This is a genomic window from Ligilactobacillus sp., assembly GCF_036846325.1.
Classification (GTDB): Bacteria; Bacillota; Bacilli; order Lactobacillales; family Lactobacillaceae; genus Ligilactobacillus.
The window spans coordinates 1-19,306 of the sequence record NZ_DAIUCE010000012.1; the positions used below are offsets into that span (position 1 = coordinate 1).

Below are 19,306 nucleotides of genomic sequence, written 5' to 3' on the forward strand. Positions count from 1 at the left end.
GTCTGTCCTTTAATCTTTAATTTAAAAAAAGATCTGAATCCAAAATCAGATCCAGATCTGCAAAGGTCCGCCAGAACGTATGCAATTATGCATACTCCAAGCGTCTCAACCTTTTTGCCCTCTCTGGAGTCAGTTAAATGGTTGTTGCCTAATTATTCGGAATGTCACGCAATTCAATTCCGTCTTTTCCGTCGATTTCCTCAACATAAACTGCGATTTCTTCATCAAGCGAAGTCGGAATGTTCTTGCCGACAAAATCTGCTCGAATAGGAAGCTCGCGATGACCGCGGTCAACGAGCACTGCCAGATTAATCGTCTTAGGACGTCCTTGATCCATCAATGCATCAAGAGCAGCTCTGATTGTACGTCCCGTAAACAAAACGTCATCAACCAGAATCACATGCTTGCCGGCAATGTCCTGACCAAGCTCGCTGTCGTTGACAACAGGTTCCCTGAGGTGTCCGTTCTTATGACTGACGTCATCACGATATAGGGAAATGTCAATCGCACCGACTGGAATGTCGGCGCCTTCAAGCTGTTTCAAGCGTGAAGCGATGCGTTGCGCAAGGTAAACGCCTCTTGTCTTGATGCCGACAAGGACGATGCCTTCGATTCCCTTGTTCTTTTCAATAATCTCATATGTCATACGTGTCAAGGCACGTTTCATTGCCATTGCATCGCAGATCTCTTTTGCCATGTCAGGATCCTCCTTAAGATTTCAGTCCAATAAAAAACCACTCAGCCTGAAACGCACTGTTCAAGGCTAAGTGGTAGACGAATTTCACCAGTACCAACACACTGATTCCATTTCTTAATCCGCACCTTCTTAGCCTCTCTGGACTAATTTTAAAGGACTTCTCATTAACATATAAATTACACTAAATGATTGGTTTTGTCAAGGTTTTCCAGGCATTCCTGAAAAATTTCCGGCAAGGGAGCTTCAAATACCAAAAGCTTTCCGGTCGTCGGATGTATGAAACCAAGTTTTCCCGCATGAAGAAACTGTCCGTTTCCCTTAATGGTCTTTTTCGGACCATATAGAGGATCGCCGACAAGCGGATGCCCGATGTATTTCATATGAACCCTGATCTGATGGGTTCTGCCCGTTTCAAGAATGCACTTTACGAGCGTATAATCACGATATCTTTTCAAGACCTCAAAGTGCGTCACTGCATTTCTTCCGTCCTTGACAACGGCCTGTTTTTTCCGGTCTTTCAAGCTTCGACCGATTGGAGCATTTATCGTTCCCTCGTCTTCAGCGATTCTTCCGTGAACCAGGGCAACGTACTCGCGAATATTTGTCTTATCCTTGAGCTGTTTTGCAAGAGACCGATGTGCCTTGTCGTTTTTGGCAACCATCAGCAATCCTGAAGTGTCCTTGTCGATTCGGTGGACGATTCCGGGTCGAAAGGTTCCGTTGATTGTCGACAACGGACAATGATACAGCAAGGCGTTGACCAGCGTATGCTCATCATGTCCCGGAGCTGGATGAACGACCATACCCTGCGGCTTGTTGACGACGATTACATCGTCATCTTCGTAGACGATATCCAGCGGAATGTCTTCGGGTCTTAATTCAAGCGTCTTCGTTTCAGGTTCCTCAAGTCTGATCACGTCTCCCTGCTTAACCTTGTACTTTGCCTTTTCGTTCTTGCCGTTGACGGTAATGTTTCCGCCATCAAGCAGCTGCTTGATCTGCGAACGCGAATAATCCGTGAAAAGTTCGCTGCAGACCTTGTCCAGGCGTCCGCTCTGCATTTCAACAACTGTTTCCTTCATAGTTCATCATCCCTCAGCATTGCAATTAAAATCACTGCCACGCCGATCGTCAACGCGCAGTCGGCAACGTTGAAAATCGGAAAATTGATAAAGTCAAGCTGGAACATGTCGACGACGTATCCTAAACGCAAACGGTCGATAAAGTTCCCGATCGTCCCGCCGATCATCAAGGACAGCCCTGTTAAATACAGAGGCTTGTTGCGAAGCTTCCGGAAAAAGAAGGCCATCACCGCCAGGGAAACGATTGAAATGATTACGAAAAACCAAATCTGCCCAAGCAGCATGCTCCAGGCCGCACCGTAGTTTCTGATATGGGCAAGCGACAGGATACCGTCAATGACACTGATGCTGGAATTAAGCTTGATTGAACTTGCAACTGCGTACTTGACAAGCTGGTCGATGACGACGATGAGCGTCATCACTACAAAATATACAGGCATCTTCATTCACCTTTCTGTTGAAAGTCATTTAGAACCAGTATACAACAAAAGTTCTGTCAGGGAAAGACGCCCCCCTGTTGACGTTTGCTTTATTTTGTTTTAAGTTAAAGTAACATAGTATTTTTGTATAAATTTCATTTGTAATTAAAAAGACCGAAACAACGGTATTTTACCATCATTCCGGTCTTTCGATTTACATATTTATAATTGACATCTTCCGGCATGAACATGTTTTTAGGGAGCGGGCCCTGTCCAACTTCATCGGGTTCAGGAGAATTTCTTCAATCCTTTTCCTAGTACAGTCCCTCAATTCTTCCGTCATCCGTCAGATCCATGCCCATTGCGGCAGGAACCTTCGGAAGTCCCGGCATAGTCAGGACATTGCCGGTCAATGCAACGAGAAATCCTGCACCAAGCTTCGGCACAAATTCACGGACGTGAATCGTAAAGCCAGTCGGAGCTCCAAGCAGGCCGGCATCATCCGACAAGGAGAACTGGGTTTTGGCCATGCAGACTGGAAGCTTGTCCCAACCTAATTTACGGAACTGCGCAAGCTGTTTTTTCGCCTTTGGCCCGAATTCAACTCCGGCTCCACCATAAATCTCCTTGACGATTTTTTCAATCTTGACTTCAACCTCATCATCTGCATCATACAAAGGCCTGAATTCCGTTTCCCTGTCGCATGCTTCAACAACGGCGTCCGCAAGTTCCAAAGCCCCGTTTCCGCCTTTTGCCCAAACGTCGCAAACAAAGGCTTTAGTCCCGTCTTGTTCACAAAGATCTTGAATTACCTGAAGCTCGGCGTCAGTATCCTGAACGAAACGGTTGATTGCGACAAGAACCGGCAACCCGTAGCGCTGCATGTTTTGAACGTGCTTTCTCAAGTTGGCATATCCCTGCTCGACTGCAGCAACATTTTCAGCATCAAGTTCTTTCCTGGAAACTCCGCCATTCATCTTGAGCGCACGGGCCGTCGCAACGATGACGACTGCGTCAGGAGCCTTGCCGAGCACCGGTGCCTTGATGTCAAGGAACTTCTCCGCGCCAAGGTCAGCGCCGAATCCTGCTTCCGTGATCGTGTAGTCTGCCAGATCAAGGCAGGTCTTCGTTGCAAGGACGCTGTTGCATCCATGGGCGATATTGGCAAACGGTCCGCCGTGAATGACAGCTGGTGTATGTGCCAGCGTCTGAACGAGATTCGGCTTGATTGCATCCTTCAAAAGAACGGCAATCGCACCCGTTACACCGAGCTGTTCAACCGTAACCGGTTCCCTGTCAAAGTTATAGCCGACGACAATGCGGCCGATGCGGCGCTTGAGATCGGGGATATCTTCTGCAAGGCACATGATGGCCATAAGTTCAGATGCCACCGTAATGTCAAAACCGTCTTCTCTCGGAACCCCTGAAGTCGGACCGCCGAGACCGACGACGACGTGGCGCAGGGCGCGGTCATTGATGTCGACCACACGTTTCCAGATAACGCGCCTTTGATCAATGCCAAGTTTATTGCCTTGATGAATATGATTGTCAATCAAAGCTGCCAGAGTGTTGTTTGCAGCCGTCAAGGCATGCATGTCTCCGGTAAAGTGAAGGTTGATGTCTTCCATCGGCACAACCTGTGAATATCCGCCGCCGGTTGCGCCGCCCTTCATGCCCATCACGGGTCCAAGCGACGGCTCGCGCAGGGCAATCATCGTCTTCCTGTTCCTGAGCTGCATTGCGTCCGCCAGCCCGACCGTGACCGTCGACTTTCCTTCACCGGCAGGAGTCGGGTTGATTGCCGTCACCAAAACAAGTTTGCGTTTGGTCGGTTCGTGACCTTCAAGCGGCAATGAAATTTTTGCCTTGTACTTGCCGTATTGCTCAATTTCATCTTCCGTCAGTCCGGCACGTCCTGCGACCTCAACAATCGGTTCCATCGTGCATTTTTGTGCAATTTCAATATCTTTCAACGCTGAACTTCCTTCCTTGTCATGAATGATTCAAGTATAGCTCATATAACGCCAATTGTCAGTAAAATGTTCTCTTTTTAGTTGTTTTCTAATTATTTCAGCTATTAAAACGTCTTAAATACGAACATTTTCAGAGCTGCTCAAAATTTTGTACAGGTCTTCGGCGTGTTCCCGTTTCATCAGAACCGATAATTTCTGATATCTGGTTACGAAAACAAGACTGTGTTTTTCAACTTCGACATTCAAAATGTCGTCGTACGCAATCTTCTTTGCATTCATGGAAAATACAGTCTTTACGGCCACGCCGTCATCTTCAAGAACAATCCTTCTTCGTGCGATCTGCAAAACAGCGGCAATCAGAAAAATCACAAGAAAAACGACCGTGTAGATTTGAAAGACGGTGATTTCAAGCCACAGCAGCATGCTGAACAGGAAAACCATCCCGGTGTATGACCAGCACGTAATTGAAGTCGGCAAATCAGGTTGATAATAAAAACGCTTTTCCACAGAAAACATCCTTTCAATAAATAACTGTCTGTTATATTATATCAAAAAAACGGTGTCGGTATGCTATAGTATATTTAATAATAAGTTAAGAAGAGGTCCAAAATGATCAAACTGTATACCGATGCTGCATTTAAAAACGGAAAAAGCGCGGCAGGAATCCTTATCGTCAAAGACGGACGGCAGATTCAGCAAAAGTTCGCATTGAACGAAAAAGACAATCATGCAGCAGAATTTGCTGCCGCCGCCAGAGGTTTTGAGCAAATTAAAAAGATTGCCCGGGAAGACGAAGCAATCTTTTTCTATACCGACAGCAAAATTGTCTTCGACAGTCTGAATAAGCACTACAGCAAGTCATATCAGGAACAGCTTAATCGTCTGGAAGAAATTGTCCGGACGTTTTCCCTGATGATTCCGAACCAGATTTCAGATAAGGAAAACCGCGGAGCACATGAGCTGGCACTGCAGGCCCTGCATTAGGCGCGCGGCTTGCGCCTGCCCCAGTATTGAAACAGATCTGTTCTCAACGATCCATTATAAAGCTTGCGTTTCTTCGTCGCTTTTTGACCGTACCATTCTTCAAACTTAAGGTCGCTTGTCAAAATGTACTTGCCCCACGTTTCAAGCGGGCGATAAACCTCTCCCATTTGACGATAAAGCTTATGCACTTCGTCTCTGCTGCTCAGGCGTTCCCCGTACGGAGGATTGGCAACGATTATGCCGTATTCCTTATCGGTTTTAAAATCCTTCAGAGCCATCTGCTTTAAATTAATGCTTGAAACAACTCCGGCTGCAGTGGCGTTTCTTCTGGCAATTTCAACCATTCGTCCGTCAATGTCGTAGCCCCGGATATCGAGTTCGCGTGACATGTCCGCCTTCGATTGTGCTTCTTCGCGCATTTTTTCTTCAAGACCCGATTCAACAAGTTCCCACTTTCCACAGGCAAATTGACGATTCAATCCAGGTGCAATGTTATGTCCGATCAAAGCCGCTTCAATCGGAATCGTCCCGGAACCGCAGACAGGATCAACGAATGGCCGTTCAGGATACCAGTGAGAAATCAGTACCAGCGCTGCAGCCATGTTTTCCTTAAGCGGCGCTCCGCCTTTTTCAGTTCGATATCCGCGCTTGAACAGGCTGCTTCCGGTCGTATCGAGCGTAAGCATGACCTTATCCTTGTTGATCGCACATTCGATTGGATAAAGTGCCCCTGTTTCAGGAAGCTGTGTCCGTCTGAAATAAACAGTACACATTTTATCAACAATCGCCTTCTTGACAATGGACTGTACGCTTGGAACATTGTGCAGCTTTGATTTTTGAGATTTTCCGGAAACCGGGAACTCTGCATCAAGCGGAAGAAGCTCATCCCACGGCAAAGCCTTGGTTTTTTCAAACAGATCGTCGAAAGTCCTCGCCTCAAACTCAGCCACGACGATCTTGATTCTGTCAGCCGTTCTTAACCACAAGTTTGCTTCAAAAACATCTTTCATCGTCCCCGAAAAGCGGACTCTGCCGTTTTCAGTCTGAACATCATATCCAAGATGTTTCAGTTCGTTTGCAGTAATTGCTTCAATTCCGGCCGCACAAGTTGCAATTAAATTGAATTTTTCCATTTTATCCCTCACAGATTTGTTTTAAAATTTGTTTTCTACGAAAAAAGACCAGGGATAACACCCTGGTCAATCCTGGAATACAGTCCTCTATAAGCCACGTTCCGTACGTCATTCGGTTCAGGAATCCGAAATCGGTGGTAATCATCTATCTCCGAGTCAAAGACTCGCCCCCATGATTAGTTCATTTCCGTCATGAAGCGCCCCTACCAAAGTTTGGGTTACCTGCTCGCGGGGTTTACCTCGTTCCACCGGGTGCGTTTCCGCATCCGTTCGTCACTGTGGCACTTTTCAAAACTACTTGAGCTTAGCCGAAACCTTAGCCCGTTCGTCTGCCGTTACCTTAAAAGGTACCTTGCCTTATTTTTTCAGCAAGCACGATCACTACAGGCATCTCAGCCTGTGCAAGCTTGGACTTTCCTCAGCCTATATAAATAGACCGCGATTACCCGAAAACTGTATTACTATATTAACATATTTTAGAAGCGATTACCTTGATCGCCATTATCGTTAAGCTGCGCACCAAACACATGACGTTCCAAATTAGACAGACGTTTCAAAACATCCATGTTGGTCATGTTCGTCTGAGGACGTGCAGTTTGTGAATTTCCGCCGACGCTGACCTGCTTGGTCAACTCATCGACGCGACTGCGCAACTTTTCATTGTCAGCCTGAAGCTTCTGAATCTCAGATGTAAAAACCTCATAATCTTGAATGACGGCATCCAAAAATTCATCGACCTCTGTCGGATCATAGCCACGCATCTTCGGTTTGAAGTTTTTGTTTACGATGTCCTTAGGCGTAAGATTTACATTTTCCATAGAAACTGCACCTCATTTACTATACAGGAACTTAACTCACAACACATTTAATTATAACAAGTTATTGTCAGATTGTAAACCATAACTTTGAATTTCTTGATATTGCTCGCTTGCATCCTGCAAATCGAACATGTCGATCGTTTGAAGAAAATAATCATTATTCTCCTGATGTCTCAGAATTGCTTCATAGTCATAGCGGGATTTTCCCTCATGCTCTTTGTCGTACAAAAGCAGACAGCCTTCGGTATGCTCAAGCATGAATCGTTGGTAATTTCTCAACTGTTGCGGCGATTCGTAAGGCCTTGAACTGACCTTTGCGCTGAAATCGCAGTTTTCTTCCAGTTCCTTGAGTCTTATTTTCCTGTCCTCCTTCCAATTGCTGCCAAATTCAGAGAACGGGTACATCAACGATGTCTTCAATTCAAAATTAGTCATTGCAATTTTTTCGGCAACTTCCAGCGCCCACTGCTCAGTTCCCAGTTGTCCGCCCGTGATAACCCACTCGAGTCCTTTTTCCAACAAGGAATTCAAGCTGTTTTCCAGACAGTATTTGATTACGGCGACTTTCGGATCGTTATCATTGAAGATGCCAAGCTCATAGCTGCGGTATCCGGTTACCCAAAGTCTCATTCAGTCACCCCCTTACCTGATTGTACTACCTTCTTTGCTAATTTGCCCGCAACTTGTTATAATTAATCAGATGGGAGTTGATACTCTGTGGTAATTAATTATCCCAACGGCCGGCCTTTCAAGAATAATCATTCAGCTCTAAAAAGGACCAGGGCCCGAAACACCATTTACGGAAACCGTGGCATGTCGCTTGAAGACGAAATCAACGAAAGCAACAAGTACTACCTCGAACACGGAATCGCCGTCATTCATAAAAAGCCGATTCCAATCCAGATCGTTGACGTTTCTTATCCGAAAAGAAGTGCCGCGGTCATCCGCGAAGCATATTTCAAACAAGCATCGACGACCGATTACAATGGCGTCTATCATGGAAAATACATCGATTTCGAAGCAAAGGAAACAAAAAACAAAGCTTCGTTTCCGCTAAGTAACTTCCATAAGCACCAGGTGGAACATATGCGTGCCTGTCAAAAACAAGGCGGAATATGTTTTACAATCATCAGATTCGTTTCAAGCTCTGAACTTTTCCTGCTTCCTGCCGATATTTTATTTGAGTATTGGGACAATCAGGAAAGCGGACGAAAGTCGATTCCAAAAAAAGTCATCCAAGACAAGGGTATTGGGCTTGACTACGGATTGGAACCTCGCCTTCCTTACTTGGAAGGCGTCGACTGCCTGATTTCAAATCATAAGTTTTAACACGTATCAAGGAGGATATGAGAGAATATATGGGAAACAACGATCCAAAATATTCGCGTACCGCTAAAAAACATGAACAGCATCACAGTTCGAAGAATCATAATGGTCCGCGCAAACGTCCAGTCAGACGCCCTAAGAAAAGGATGTCTCTTTTTTCAAAAATTCTCTTAGGACTCGCATTGGCGGCACTTGTCTGCATCTGTTCCGGAGCAACGCTTTTCTTCATGTGGGCAAAAGATGCACCGACGTTGTCAGAACAGCGCCTTGCCAGCGCAGGATCAACCATCATCTATGATTCCGACGGAAACAAGATCATGTCGCTCGGAACTGAAAACCGTTCATACGTCAACGGCAAGGATATCCCTCAAAAACTGAAGGATGCCGTTACTTCCATTGAAGACAGGCGCTTTTACAAGCATATGGGCGTTGACCCGTTCCGAATCGTAGCCGCCGCGCTCTCCAACGTCAGCGGATCTTCAGCCGGGCTACAAGGCGGCAGTACGCTTGACCAGCAGTTGATCAAGCTTTCATTCTTTTCAACCAAGCGCTCAGACCAGACTTTCAAGCGCAAGGCCCAGGAAGCCTGGCTCGCCTTAAAGCTTGACAAGACATACAGCAAGGATCAGATTCTGACCTATTACGTCAACAAGGTCTTCATGGGATACGGCTGCTACGGAATGCAGACGGCCGCCAAGTATTATTACGGCAAAGCCCTCGACCAGCTTGATCTTGCGCAGACGGCCCTGATTGCCGGAATTCCGAATGCACCTTCCCAATACAACCCGTATTCGAATCCGACGTATGCCAAGGCAAGACGCGATGAAGTCCTGAACGCGATGGTCGCAAATGATAAGATTTCGTCGCAGGAGGCTGCTTCAGCCAAAAACGAAGACGTCAAGAACGGACTGCTTCAGTCCCATCAGCAGCAGGGAACCACTGAAAACGAAAAGATTGCCGATCCTTATATCAAGCAGGTTGTCGAGGAAGTCAAGAACAAAGGATACGACCCCTATAAAGGAAGCCTGCAGATTTATACGAACCTGAACATGAATGTTCAGAAACGACTCTACGAAATTGCAAACACCGACTCATATCTGAACTATCCCGATGACGAGCTGCAGGTTGCATCAACCGTCATCGATCCTAAAAACGGAAATGTCGTTGCGATGATCGGGGGACGAAAGAACGGCGACGTCACCTTTGGATTGAACCGTGCCGTTCAAACCGACCGGACAAACGGATCCACGGCCAAGCCGCTGATGGACTACGGTCCTGCAATCGAGTATCTTTCATGGGCAACGTACAAGCCGCTCAAGGACACGAAGTACATTTACCCGGGGACTAACATCCAGCTATATGACTTTGACCATGAGGAAAAAGGCACGATGACAATGCGCAATGCCTTGATTCAGTCGCGAAACATTCCGGCCATCCGTGCCTTGGAGGCAGTCGGCATCACCAAGTCGCAGGCTTTCATCGAAAAACTCGGTTTCAAATATAAAAAGACGCTTGAGTTTCAAAACGGCATCGGCATGCCTTCTTCGACCTTGCAGAATGCTGCCGCCTACGCTGCATTTGCCAACCAGGGAATCTACCATAAGCCGCAATATATCAATACAATCATTACAGCTGACGGCGAATCGAAGAAATTCGCCAGCTCTGGCAAACAGGCGATGCAGCCTTCGACAGCCTATATGATTACAGATATGCTGAAACAGGTAATTTCGGAAGGCACCGGCACAAGAGCTGCCATCAGCGGACTTTATCAGGCAGGCAAGACGGGAACGAATGCCTATCCGTCAGACGTTGCCTCGAAGTTCCCTTCAAGCGCATCAATGGATTCATGGTTTAACGGCTATACCAAGCACTATTCCGTTTCCGTCTGGGTCGGATATGATCACCAGTATGAAAGCGGCAACTATCTTGACCGATATTCACAATCGCTGGCCTCGCTCTTTTACAAAGCTGTCATGACTTACCTTTCACAGGGAAAGACAAACAGCGACTGGTCGCGTCCAAGCAACGTCTACGTCAAGGAAGTTAACGGCGTTCGCGAGCTTTATCTTGCAGGATCTCCCGGCCAGACGGTCAAGGATGTTGATGATGACGACGACTCTTCTTCAATCAGTTCTCTTGAAACAACTTCAAGCGTTCTTTCATCATCGTCATCATCATCGTCATCAGAAGAAGAAACGACGACATCTTCAAGTGAAACTTCCTCTGACAGCGTCGACACGTCTGCGTATTCGGCAGGCAACTCCAGTCCTGCCAGCACGCCTTCAACTGGAACGCCAGGCAAAGGAACAACGACAAATGGAACTCAGGATAATTCCGACGCAACAGCAACACAACAGCAGCATTGATGATAATATGACTGCAGCAAAAAGCAGCATCCAGACCAGGATGCTGCTTTTTTGTTGACATCAGTCATTTAAATTTCTGAAATACTTGCATTCAGAACTCAACGGACACGTTTCGCATTTCGGTTTTCGCGCAAGACACTGATACCTCCCCCATGCAATCAGCAAATGATGCGCCTCGATCCAACGGTCCTCATCAACCTGTTCCATCAGCTGACGCTCAATCTCAAAAACGTTTTTTGTCGGTTCAACCAAAGCAAGCCTGCTGGAAACGCGACTGACATGAGTGTCAACGGCAAATGCAGGGATTCCAAAACATTCGGCAAGTTCCACGTTGGCAGTCTTTCTGCCGACACCGGTCAAGCTCATCAACTCTTCGCGCGTCTTCGGCACTTTGCCGTCGAAGCGTTCAACCAGATCTTTTGCACACCCGACCAGATACCTGGCTTTATTGTGATACAGTCCAATCGTTTTGATGTATTCTTCAACTTCAACCGGATCTGCCTGAGCCAAATCAGCCGGCGTCTCATATGCTTTAAAAAGTGCCGGGGTTGCCTTATTGACGGAAACATCGGTTGCCTGTGCGCTTAAAATAATCGACAGCAGAAAGTGGAACGGATCAGTCCTGTCAAGGGTCGTATCCGCTTTTGGAAAACGCCGCTTCATCGTATCGAGCACTTTTGAAACCTGTTTCTTCTCAAGCATCTTTATCAACTCCAGACCAGTGACTCAACGGAATTTTCGGACGACTGGCATTACCTTTTTTCTTGTTCTGATTCGTTTTCCTTTCTTCGCGCTGATTCTTGACTCGCTGAACGTCCATCGCCGAATGAACATTTTGCTTTTCCCATGAAATGAGAATTCTGTCAATATACTTAAAGTTGTATGCCTGGCTCAAAACCGCCTCCTTCAAGGCCAGCAGGATGATTTCCGGCGAATAGCCGTCTTCTTCCAACCAGCGTCTGATTTCCTCAAGTTCAATGCTTGAAAGCGGGCGCCCGAATTCTTTTTGAAAACTGTCAAAAACCTGTTCTTTAGTTGCGTTTTCCTGTTTTTGATTTCGTGTCTGCAACTGATTTTTTACAATCTGCACAAGCTTTTCATACAAAAACGATAAATCGTAACAATCGCGCTGCTTGCCCGAAGCATCAATAACGGTTCTTAAATCAACGACCTTTTTGACGATCAGATTATTGAGCAGCGTTCCGATTTCGGCATCCGTCTTGCCCATAATCTTAGACAAAGCTTCCAAATCAACGTCTTCTTTCTGCTGGTCGAATTTCATCAGCATCAGCAGCAATAAGAACTCGCCGTCGTTAAGACCCAGATCCGTATAATTTTCAAGCAGCAGATTTGAAATCGAAGTCTGGCCTTTCCTTAAAATAAAAACTGTTGCATCATCCATTGAAAACACCACTTTCAAGTAAAAAAAGGCCAGGAAACATCCCGGCCCAAGATTTTCATCAAGGATAAATACGGTTCAGCAAACGTGGGAACGGAATTGCTTCACGAATGTGATCTTCGCCCGTCAGCCACGTGATGCAGCGCTCAAGCCCAAGGCCGAAGCCTGAGTGAGGAACGCTGCCGTAACGCCGCAAATCCAAGTACCATTCATAATCATCCTTATTAAGTCCAGCCTTAACTATTTGCTCTTCCAAATATTCAGGATCCGTTGCGCGTTCAGACCCGCCGATGATTTCGCCGTATCCTTCCGGCGCGAGCAGGTCGGCACAAATCACGACATCATCGCGCGTCGGGTGCGGCTTCATGTAAAACGGCTTGATGGCCTTCGGATAGTTCATGACGAAAACAGGCTTGCTGAAGTGTTCTGCGAGATAGGTTTCTTCAGGAGATCCAAAATCTTCGCCCCACTTGACGTCAGGAAATTCTCCGCTTTCCTTGAGCAGGTCAATTGCTTCGTCATAGGAAATGCGCGGATAAGGAAGTTCCGTATAGCGTTTCAGAACTTCACGATCGCGTCCAAGAATTTCAAGCTCATAGTCGCAGTGATCAAGAACGTTTTGAACAAGGCAGGCAATGTAGCGTTCCTGAATCTCCAAGCTTTCTTCCTGATGCATGAAAGCCATTTCCGGTTCAATCATCCAGAATTCAATCAAATGACGACGAGTCTTGGATTTTTCAGCACGGAACGTCGGGCCGAACGAAAAGACCTTTCCGTATGCCATTGCCCCCGCTTCTTCATACAGCTGACCGGATTGGGACAAATATGCATCCTTGTCGAAATATTCAGTATGGAACAGTTCCGTCGTTCCTTCAGGTGCGCTGCCCGTTAAAATCGGAGCGTCAAGCTTGATGAACCCTTCCTTGTTGAAGAATTCGTACGTTGCACGAATTACTTCATTTCTGATCTTCATCACGGCAAACTGACGCTTGGAACGAAGCCACAGGTGACGATGGTCCATCAGGAAATCCGTGCCGTGTTCCTTCGGCGTAATCGGATAGTTCTCGCTTTCCCCTACCACTTCAATGTCTTCAATTTCAATTTCATAGCCGAAATGGGAGCGTGCATCCTCATGAATCGTTCCAACCACGTACATGCTCGTTTCCTGCTTAAGCTCCTTTGCAAGCTTAAACGTTTCTTCAGAAACATTGCTCTTTACAACGACTCCTTGAAAATAAGCCGTTCCGTCACGAAGCTGCAAAAAGGCAATCTTGCCGCTTGAACGCTTATTGGTCAGCCAAACTCCGATTTTCACTTTTTGATCGACGTAATCTTTGGAATCGATAATGCTGATTGTTTCCAAACCAAATTCCTCCTACATATGTTTTTCTACAAATTCTTTCATCCGGCTCATGGCCTTCTTCAAGTCTTCAAGACTTGTCGCATAGCTCAGGCGCACGTGTTCGCTCATGCCAAATGCAGAGCCTGGAACAACCGCAACGTGTGCTTCTTCCAACAGCCTGTCCGCAAATTCTTCCGTCGATTCGAATCCGCAGAAAGAAACAGCCTTCCTGACATTTGGAAACATGTAAAATGCCCCCTCAGGCTTGTTCTTCAACTCAAATCCGGGAATTTCGCAGACAAGCGGATAAATGTCGTTCAAGCGCTTTTCGTATGCCTGACGCATTTCCTCAGTACATGCCTGATCGCCGGTAACTGCTGCCAGGGCGGCATATTGACTTACTGCTGCCAGATTGCTTGTTTCGTGTCCGATAACGGCTCCGATTTTCTTAATGATTGCTTCTCCGGCAACAACGTAGCCAACTCGCCATCCGGTCATTGCATATGCCTTTGAAAAACCGTTGACAAGAATCGTATTCTGTCTGATTGAAGGTTCAAGCTCCATCAATGAGACAAACTTATTTCCATTATAGACTAACTTGCTGTACATGTCATCAGCAATCAGATAAATATCGTGTTCGACTGCCCAACTGCCGATTGCTTCAAGTTCTTCTCTCGTATAAATCAAGCCTGACGGGTTCTGCGGCGAATTAATGATTACAGCGACGGTTCTTTCCGTCCGCATCTCCTCAAGTTCTCCGACCGTAACTTTATGGGTTTCGTTATTGGCCTTGACAAACTTCGGAACTCCGCCGACAAGCTTGACCTGTTCACCGTAGCTCACCCAATATGGCAGCGGAATCAGGACTTCGTCGCCCGGATCAAGGATGGTCTGCGCGATTGCAAAAAGCGCCATCTTCCCGCCGACTGCCACAGCGACGTTCTCCCTGGAAAATGCAGTGTTGCAGTCAGCATTGACGAATTTTGCGATTGCTTCTCTTAATTCCAAAATACCGGTTGCAGGAGTGTAAAAATCGGACTTTCCTTCATTTATGGCTGCAACAGCCGCATCCTTAACGTGACGCGGAGTATTGAAATCCGGTTCTCCGATTGATAAATTGATCACGTCGATTCCGGAAGCCTTCATCTGCTTTGCCTTGGCAGAAAGTGCCAATGTGGCCGAAGGCGTAATATTTTGCGCACGTTGCGATATCTTCATTTGAAAAAACCTCCATCAAATGTTTTGAATTGTTTTGATGACATCACCATTCTTGAAAGCAATGATGTCGTAACACAAATTGCCATAAGTGTTAAGATAGGTGACTTCCCAGACGGGAGTTCTTCCCCTCATACCCATTCCGACATTCGTAATCTTCCTGACGTCCTGCCGTTTTCTGACGGCTTTTTTGGCTGTTTCAGCAGAGATGCCGTCCTCTTGACCGTAGATGTTGATTTTCTTGCCGTTTTTCGAAACAATGGCATAAATTTTCTGGTTATCCGTATTTGTTCCGGCGACGGTGTAAAAAGTCTTGTCCCTGCTGTAACGGTAAAAAGCATCCTCTTTCCTGAGATGCGCATATTTCTTAGCCAGGCGAACCGCTTCTTTGTGAGCTTCATTTTCCGGCTGCACTGATTTAAGGAAAATCCCTAAAACAGCAACTATTGCCAGCAAGACTCCAATAAAAAGATACAGCCTGCCATGCTGCTTTTTTTGCATTTATTAAAAGCTCCCTTCATCCATCGTGCAGAATCGGCTGAAAATAAAACACATGCTTTATTATACCAGTCTTTTCTCATCAGCGGCACCTAAAACCCAAAATCTTTTTCAGCATCGCGGATAATTTCGGGAATATCCTTCATTTTGACACAATCAATACGCAGATCTTCCGGAAGCGTGTCAGTAAACTCATGCGCATAACGCTTGTTGATGATGCGCGAATCCAGCACCGCCAAAACGCCGTGGTCGTCCTTTGTCCTGATCAGCCTTCCAAACCCCTGCCTGAACTTCAAGGCTGCTTCGGGAAGCGAAATAGCCGAAAAAGGATTGTGTCCCTTAGCCTGAACGTTGCGATAGCGCACCCTGTTGATCAGTGAATCGGGGGCCTGAAAGGGAAGACGCGTAATTACCAGCAGTTCAAGCCTGTCTTCCGGAAGGTCGATTCCTTCCCAGAAACTTCCCGCTCCAAGAAGAATGCTCTTTGAAGACGCCAGAACGAAACGTTTCTTCAGTTTTTCGGGAGTCCCGTTCACTCCCTGAGCCAGAATCTCCCTTTTTTTATTCAGTCCACGTACCGACAGTCCGTTGTAAACTGCTTCGATATCCTCCAGGGAGTTAAACAGAACCAGCGTCTGCAAGGAGGTTCCTTCAATAATGCCTGCCAGCGCATCAGTCAGATATGCATGATATTCATCCTTGCTGAGCATTGACGAAAGATCGGGCGAATCCGTCGCAAAGACGGCTCTTGACTGATGAGCATAATCAAACGTGCCCTGATATTTTCTTGTCAGGACACCGTTATCCAGACCGAGCTGTGCCTTCGTGTATTCTTCGGTCTTTTTCGTGAACAACAGCGCTCCGCACATCACGATGTGCTTAAAATGTCCGTAAACTTCTTCTTCAAGATATTTTCCGGCTTCAAGCCTTGAAAAGCACAGGCGCAAATGCGTTTTAGGGTTATCGGGCGAGTGTTTCAGCCAAACCAGCGCTGTTTCGTCCATTTTCTCGAGTTCGGAAAATTCCAGCAGATGCCACTTCTCCATTGATTCGACAAGCTTTTCGCAATCAATGATCCAGTCAGTTAGAAGATTGACGGCCTCATGGTCAAGGGTTCCGGCATCAAGCGCCCTGAAAAAGCGTTGCTTCATTTCCGTTATCTGTCCCAAAAGTTCAGTGTATGCAGTTGTCGTCTTCAGGAAAATCGCAAAATTCTCCTTCAAAAGACCCAAAACCTTATTTGGAGAAAGCGGCGTTTCAACGAATTCCTTCTTTGATTCGACCCATGGTCTGATGTATCTTTCCCAGAACTTCTCTCTGATGAACGGTACGGAATGGTCGATTATCTGAATATTGCGCAGAATTGTCCGATATTCGTTCTTCGTCAGAAAATGCTGTCTGATCAGTCCTTCAAACGAAAATGAAATGTGCGACTCCATTGAAACAAGCAGAGTGTCTGAGTAAATCTTGACCAGGTCAAAATCAAGGACGGACCTGCTCTGTTCCATCGCAGCGACCGGGATGTTCTGGGCCTCATCCAAAATCAGATTGGCCTTCTTTCTGCCGATTTCTTCGGCATGGCGCAGCAGATAAGAATGATTGGTAAAGACAAAGTCCGCAAATCTGACTCTGACGTCTCTCAGTCTCACAAAATCAAGACCGTAAAATGCACTTTTATCGGATAATGACCCGACCCCCGTATGTTTAATCATTTTAAACAACTGCGTTCGATAGGTCGTCAGGTGCAGTTCATCCATATCGCCGGTCGTCGTCTGCCAGAGCCAGGATAAAATGCGCATCTGCAGCACCCGTGTCTGATTGTTCAGCGGAAGCCTGAGCGTATGACTGAATTTTTCAAGATCGATGTAATGTCCGCTGCCTTTCATGACTTCATACGTGAAATCGAACGGAACGATTCTTTTAAGCAGCGGCACGGATTCCCTGACAATCTGATCCAGCAATGCCGTCGTCGACGTTGAAACCACGGTTGAAGTCCCTTTCTGTGCCTGATATGCGCCCGGAACAAGATATCCGAGCGTCTTGCCCATGCCGGTCGGAGCCTGAACCAAAAGCATCTTTTCAGCACCGTTGAAGTGCTCGTAGATATCGTTCATCATTTTCGCCTGTTCTTTTCGCCAGTCGATGACTCCTGAAAAAAGCCCGGACTGCTCAGCCTCGGTTTTCGGAAATTCATCGCCAAATCCCTTTTTTGCCTCAAAACGCGGCCGTCTGAGCACGATTCCTTCAACTTCGATGTGTTCCCTGTCAAGCATCTCGTGTTGTTCCCGCTTATTTTCATATGCCTGTAAAATGCACTGCTTCGTTTCATAAAGGAGCGCATCAGACAGTCTGAGCAGACTCTTGAGCAAGGCTTCCGGCATTGAAGAAAGCTTTCTTTGCAGCAGAATGAAGAGTTCGGCCGTCACCAGGGCATCACTGTCCGCATGATGAGGATGCTTGTGCTTCAATCCCAGAAAATGCGCAAGATCTGCCAGACGGTATGAAGCAAGCGTCGGAAACGCGATTTGCGCAAGCTGGACAGTGTCGATTCCTTCAAGGTCAAGCTTCGGAAATCCGATGCGTTCAAATTCACTGTTCAGGAAACGATAATCAAGCTCAATATTGTGTGCAACAAACACAGTTCCACTTAAAAGCGCATAAATTGTTCCTGCGACTTCATCAAAGGTCGGGGCGCACGAAACGTCCTTATCCGTGATGTTCGTCAGATTCTGAACATCTTCGGGGATTTTTCTCAACGGATTGATTAAAGTCGAGAACTTATTGACGATTCTTCCTCCCTCCGTGAAAACGCAGGAAAACTGTATCAAACGCTCGCTGCCGTTCGGATTGGTGCCCGTCATTTCGAGATCGACGACAGCATATGTTTGCAACTTAGACATTCTTTTCACCAATTTCGTTTTTTTAGATTTGCCAAACTGCCAGAAAATTCGGACGATGTTCTGCATTTCGTTTCTGATTACCTGTCTTCAAGTTTACCACATCTCATGATCCGATTAAACTTCCCCACCTGCGGGCAAAAACAATTACCTGTATTTAAGCTTGATTGTTCTGCGTTGATCATCTTTTTACAGTCGGACGATTTCACCTTCTTCCTGCATTGTCCACTATGGTTCATTGCAACTAAAGCTAATCTTATTTCTCAATTTTTTATACAGGAACACCTGCAGCGTCTTTTTCCTTTTTCACGACAAGGATTCAGTGTGTGGTGGAATACCGATTGAGCAGGTTCTTATTGCCTGGTCGTTTTTCGACCGTGTACTTACTTCAATCGCATTGCATGGTTTAACGCCATATGACGGGACATACAAAAACAGCGGTTAACTCAATTAACCGCCAACTACCATTTCATCTTCAGCCATGCCTGCACCTCACGTTACAAGTTAGAGTCAGCTGTTTTTTCTGGCTGCTCCCATCTCACGTTCCCTGCGTCTTTTCTTTCCATACTCTTCTAATTCTTTTGCTCTTTCTTTTTGAAGGCGCAGCTCCTCTTCGGTATAATCCGGCTTGTTGGATTCTGCATAGATTCGTTCACGATAATACTTGTCTGCTAATTCATCACTCAACACAGAAATCACCTCAATTCACATATTAATTATATCATGTTTTTATATGCGAAGTCCCAAGAAAGGAAAAGAGCATAAAAATAGCACCCACATCATTTATGTGAATGATTAACCGACATTTACTTCTGGCCATTCTGTCATTTTTTCTGACTCTTCAAGCAATCTTCTATCAATATATTCATTTTCTTCAGGCGTAAGAGGTTGTTCACCCTCCGGAAGAAGCTCACTAATCGGGTGAAGTGTATCTTTTATTACTTTGCCATCATAGCACATTGCCTTTTCAAGCATTTTTTCAATCATAGCTTTTCGCATTTCACACCAAACCTTTCTGTCTCATCTATAACTTTGACGCGGGTAATAGTCTTCTTAAAACTATTAGCTCATCTTATCTATCCCCAGCCATTTGCATATGACTTGGGATATTTTCCATCCTCCAAACATTTCAAAATCACCCTGTAAGTGGAGCTGAC

19 protein-coding genes and 1 other RNA gene are annotated in these 19,306 nt (G+C 46.1%); 3 read left to right on the plus strand and 17 right to left on the minus strand.

Annotated elements, in window-relative coordinates; translation table 11 throughout:
- Nucleotides 1–148: 148 nt before the first annotated feature.
- The 5 genes from pyrR to V7Z60_RS02385 all read right to left on the minus strand — a co-directional run bounded on the left by pyrR (nt 149) and on the right by V7Z60_RS02385 (nt 4,678).
- Complete coding sequence (pyrR, locus tag V7Z60_RS02365) at nt 149–697, minus strand: bifunctional pyr operon transcriptional regulator/uracil phosphoribosyltransferase PyrR (RefSeq protein WP_334115984.1); 549 nt, start codon at nt 695–697, stop codon at nt 149–151.
- A gap of 176 nt (nt 698–873) precedes the next feature.
- Nucleotides 874–1,779, minus strand: a complete 906-nt coding sequence (locus V7Z60_RS02370; RefSeq protein ID WP_334115985.1) for an RluA family pseudouridine synthase — start codon at nt 1,777–1,779, stop codon at nt 874–876.
- Entirely contained in the window at nt 1,776–2,219 is a 444-nt protein-coding gene (gene lspA / locus V7Z60_RS02375) for a signal peptidase II (RefSeq protein WP_334115987.1), read from the minus strand. The genes V7Z60_RS02370 and lspA overlap by 4 nt, the downstream gene beginning before the upstream one ends.
- Nucleotides 2,220–2,512: 293 nt before the next feature.
- A complete protein-coding gene (locus V7Z60_RS02380; protein ID WP_334115989.1) occupies nt 2,513–4,171 on the minus strand; it encodes a formate--tetrahydrofolate ligase in 1,659 nt (552 codons plus the stop codon).
- A 114-nt stretch (nt 4,172–4,285) separates the two neighbouring features.
- Complete coding sequence (locus V7Z60_RS02385; RefSeq protein ID WP_334115991.1) at nt 4,286–4,678, minus strand: EbsA family protein; 393 nt, start codon at nt 4,676–4,678, stop codon at nt 4,286–4,288.
- 102 nt (nt 4,679–4,780) lie between these two features.
- Between V7Z60_RS02385 and V7Z60_RS02390 the strand changes: the two genes are divergently transcribed.
- Entirely contained in the window at nt 4,781–5,155 is a 375-nt protein-coding gene (locus V7Z60_RS02390) for an RNase H family protein (protein ID WP_334115993.1), read from the plus strand.
- Here V7Z60_RS02390 and V7Z60_RS02395 read toward each other — a convergent pair.
- From V7Z60_RS02395 to V7Z60_RS02410, 4 genes are all read right to left on the minus strand, one after another.
- The gene (locus V7Z60_RS02395; RefSeq protein WP_334115995.1) at nt 5,152–6,288 is read right to left on the minus strand and encodes a THUMP domain-containing class I SAM-dependent RNA methyltransferase; all 1,137 of its coding nucleotides are present in this window, start codon (nt 6,286–6,288) and stop codon (nt 5,152–5,154) included. The genes V7Z60_RS02390 and V7Z60_RS02395 overlap by 4 nt on opposite strands.
- A gap of 85 nt (nt 6,289–6,373) precedes the next feature.
- Nucleotides 6,374–6,742: RNase P RNA component class B (gene rnpB / locus V7Z60_RS02400), an RNA gene on the minus strand.
- A 22-nt stretch (nt 6,743–6,764) separates the two neighbouring features.
- A complete protein-coding gene (gene gpsB / locus V7Z60_RS02405; RefSeq protein WP_003693975.1) occupies nt 6,765–7,106 on the minus strand; it encodes a cell division regulator GpsB in 342 nt (113 codons plus the stop codon).
- A gap of 51 nt (nt 7,107–7,157) precedes the next feature.
- Nucleotides 7,158–7,736 carry a DUF1273 domain-containing protein gene (locus V7Z60_RS02410; protein ID WP_334116002.1) on the minus strand — a complete coding sequence of 193 codons (579 nt, stop codon included), beginning with the start codon at nt 7,734–7,736 and terminating at the stop codon, nt 7,158–7,160.
- Nucleotides 7,737–7,823: 87 nt separating this feature from the next.
- On the opposite strand from V7Z60_RS02410, the gene recU reads away from it, so the two are divergent.
- Both recU and V7Z60_RS02420 read left to right on the plus strand, forming a co-directional pair.
- Nucleotides 7,824–8,435 carry a Holliday junction resolvase RecU gene (gene recU / locus V7Z60_RS02415; RefSeq protein ID WP_442918886.1) on the plus strand — a complete coding sequence of 204 codons (612 nt, stop codon included), beginning with the start codon at nt 7,824–7,826 and terminating at the stop codon, nt 8,433–8,435.
- A gap of 17 nt (nt 8,436–8,452) precedes the next feature.
- Complete coding sequence (locus V7Z60_RS02420; RefSeq protein ID WP_334116004.1) at nt 8,453–10,798, plus strand: transglycosylase domain-containing protein; 2,346 nt, start codon at nt 8,453–8,455, stop codon at nt 10,796–10,798.
- Between the two features lie 60 nt (nt 10,799–10,858).
- Here V7Z60_RS02420 and nth read toward each other — a convergent pair whose 3' ends face one another.
- The 8 genes from nth to V7Z60_RS02460 all read right to left on the minus strand — a co-directional run bounded on the left by nth (nt 10,859) and on the right by V7Z60_RS02460 (nt 19,148).
- Entirely contained in the window at nt 10,859–11,500 is a 642-nt protein-coding gene (gene nth, locus V7Z60_RS02425) for an endonuclease III (RefSeq protein ID WP_334116006.1), read from the minus strand.
- The gene (locus tag V7Z60_RS02430; RefSeq protein ID WP_334116008.1) at nt 11,493–12,200 is read right to left on the minus strand and encodes a DnaD domain-containing protein; all 708 of its coding nucleotides are present in this window, start codon (nt 12,198–12,200) and stop codon (nt 11,493–11,495) included. The genes nth and V7Z60_RS02430 overlap by 8 nt, the downstream gene beginning before the upstream one ends.
- Before the next feature lie 58 nt (nt 12,201–12,258).
- Nucleotides 12,259–13,560, minus strand: coding sequence for an asparagine--tRNA ligase (asnS, locus tag V7Z60_RS02435; protein ID WP_334116010.1), 1,302 nt, complete (start codon nt 13,558–13,560; stop codon nt 12,259–12,261).
- A gap of 12 nt (nt 13,561–13,572) precedes the next feature.
- Nucleotides 13,573–14,757 (minus strand): pyridoxal phosphate-dependent aminotransferase, encoded by a 1,185-nt coding sequence (locus V7Z60_RS02440; protein WP_334116012.1) that lies wholly within the window; start codon nt 14,755–14,757, stop codon nt 13,573–13,575.
- A 15-nt stretch (nt 14,758–14,772) separates the two neighbouring features.
- Entirely contained in the window at nt 14,773–15,255 is a 483-nt protein-coding gene (locus V7Z60_RS02445) for a cell wall elongation regulator TseB-like domain-containing protein (RefSeq protein ID WP_334116014.1), read from the minus strand.
- Nucleotides 15,256–15,344: 89 nt separating this feature from the next.
- The gene (locus V7Z60_RS02450) at nt 15,345–18,152 is read right to left on the minus strand and encodes a helicase C-terminal domain-containing protein (protein WP_334116016.1); all 2,808 of its coding nucleotides are present in this window, start codon (nt 18,150–18,152) and stop codon (nt 15,345–15,347) included.
- Between the two features lie 507 nt (nt 18,153–18,659).
- Nucleotides 18,660–18,839 (minus strand): hypothetical protein, encoded by a 180-nt coding sequence (locus V7Z60_RS02455; RefSeq protein WP_334116018.1) that lies wholly within the window; start codon nt 18,837–18,839, stop codon nt 18,660–18,662.
- A gap of 105 nt (nt 18,840–18,944) precedes the next feature.
- Nucleotides 18,945–19,148, minus strand: coding sequence for a hypothetical protein (locus tag V7Z60_RS02460; protein ID WP_334116020.1), 204 nt, complete (start codon nt 19,146–19,148; stop codon nt 18,945–18,947).
- Nucleotides 19,149–19,306: the final 158 nt, after the last annotated feature.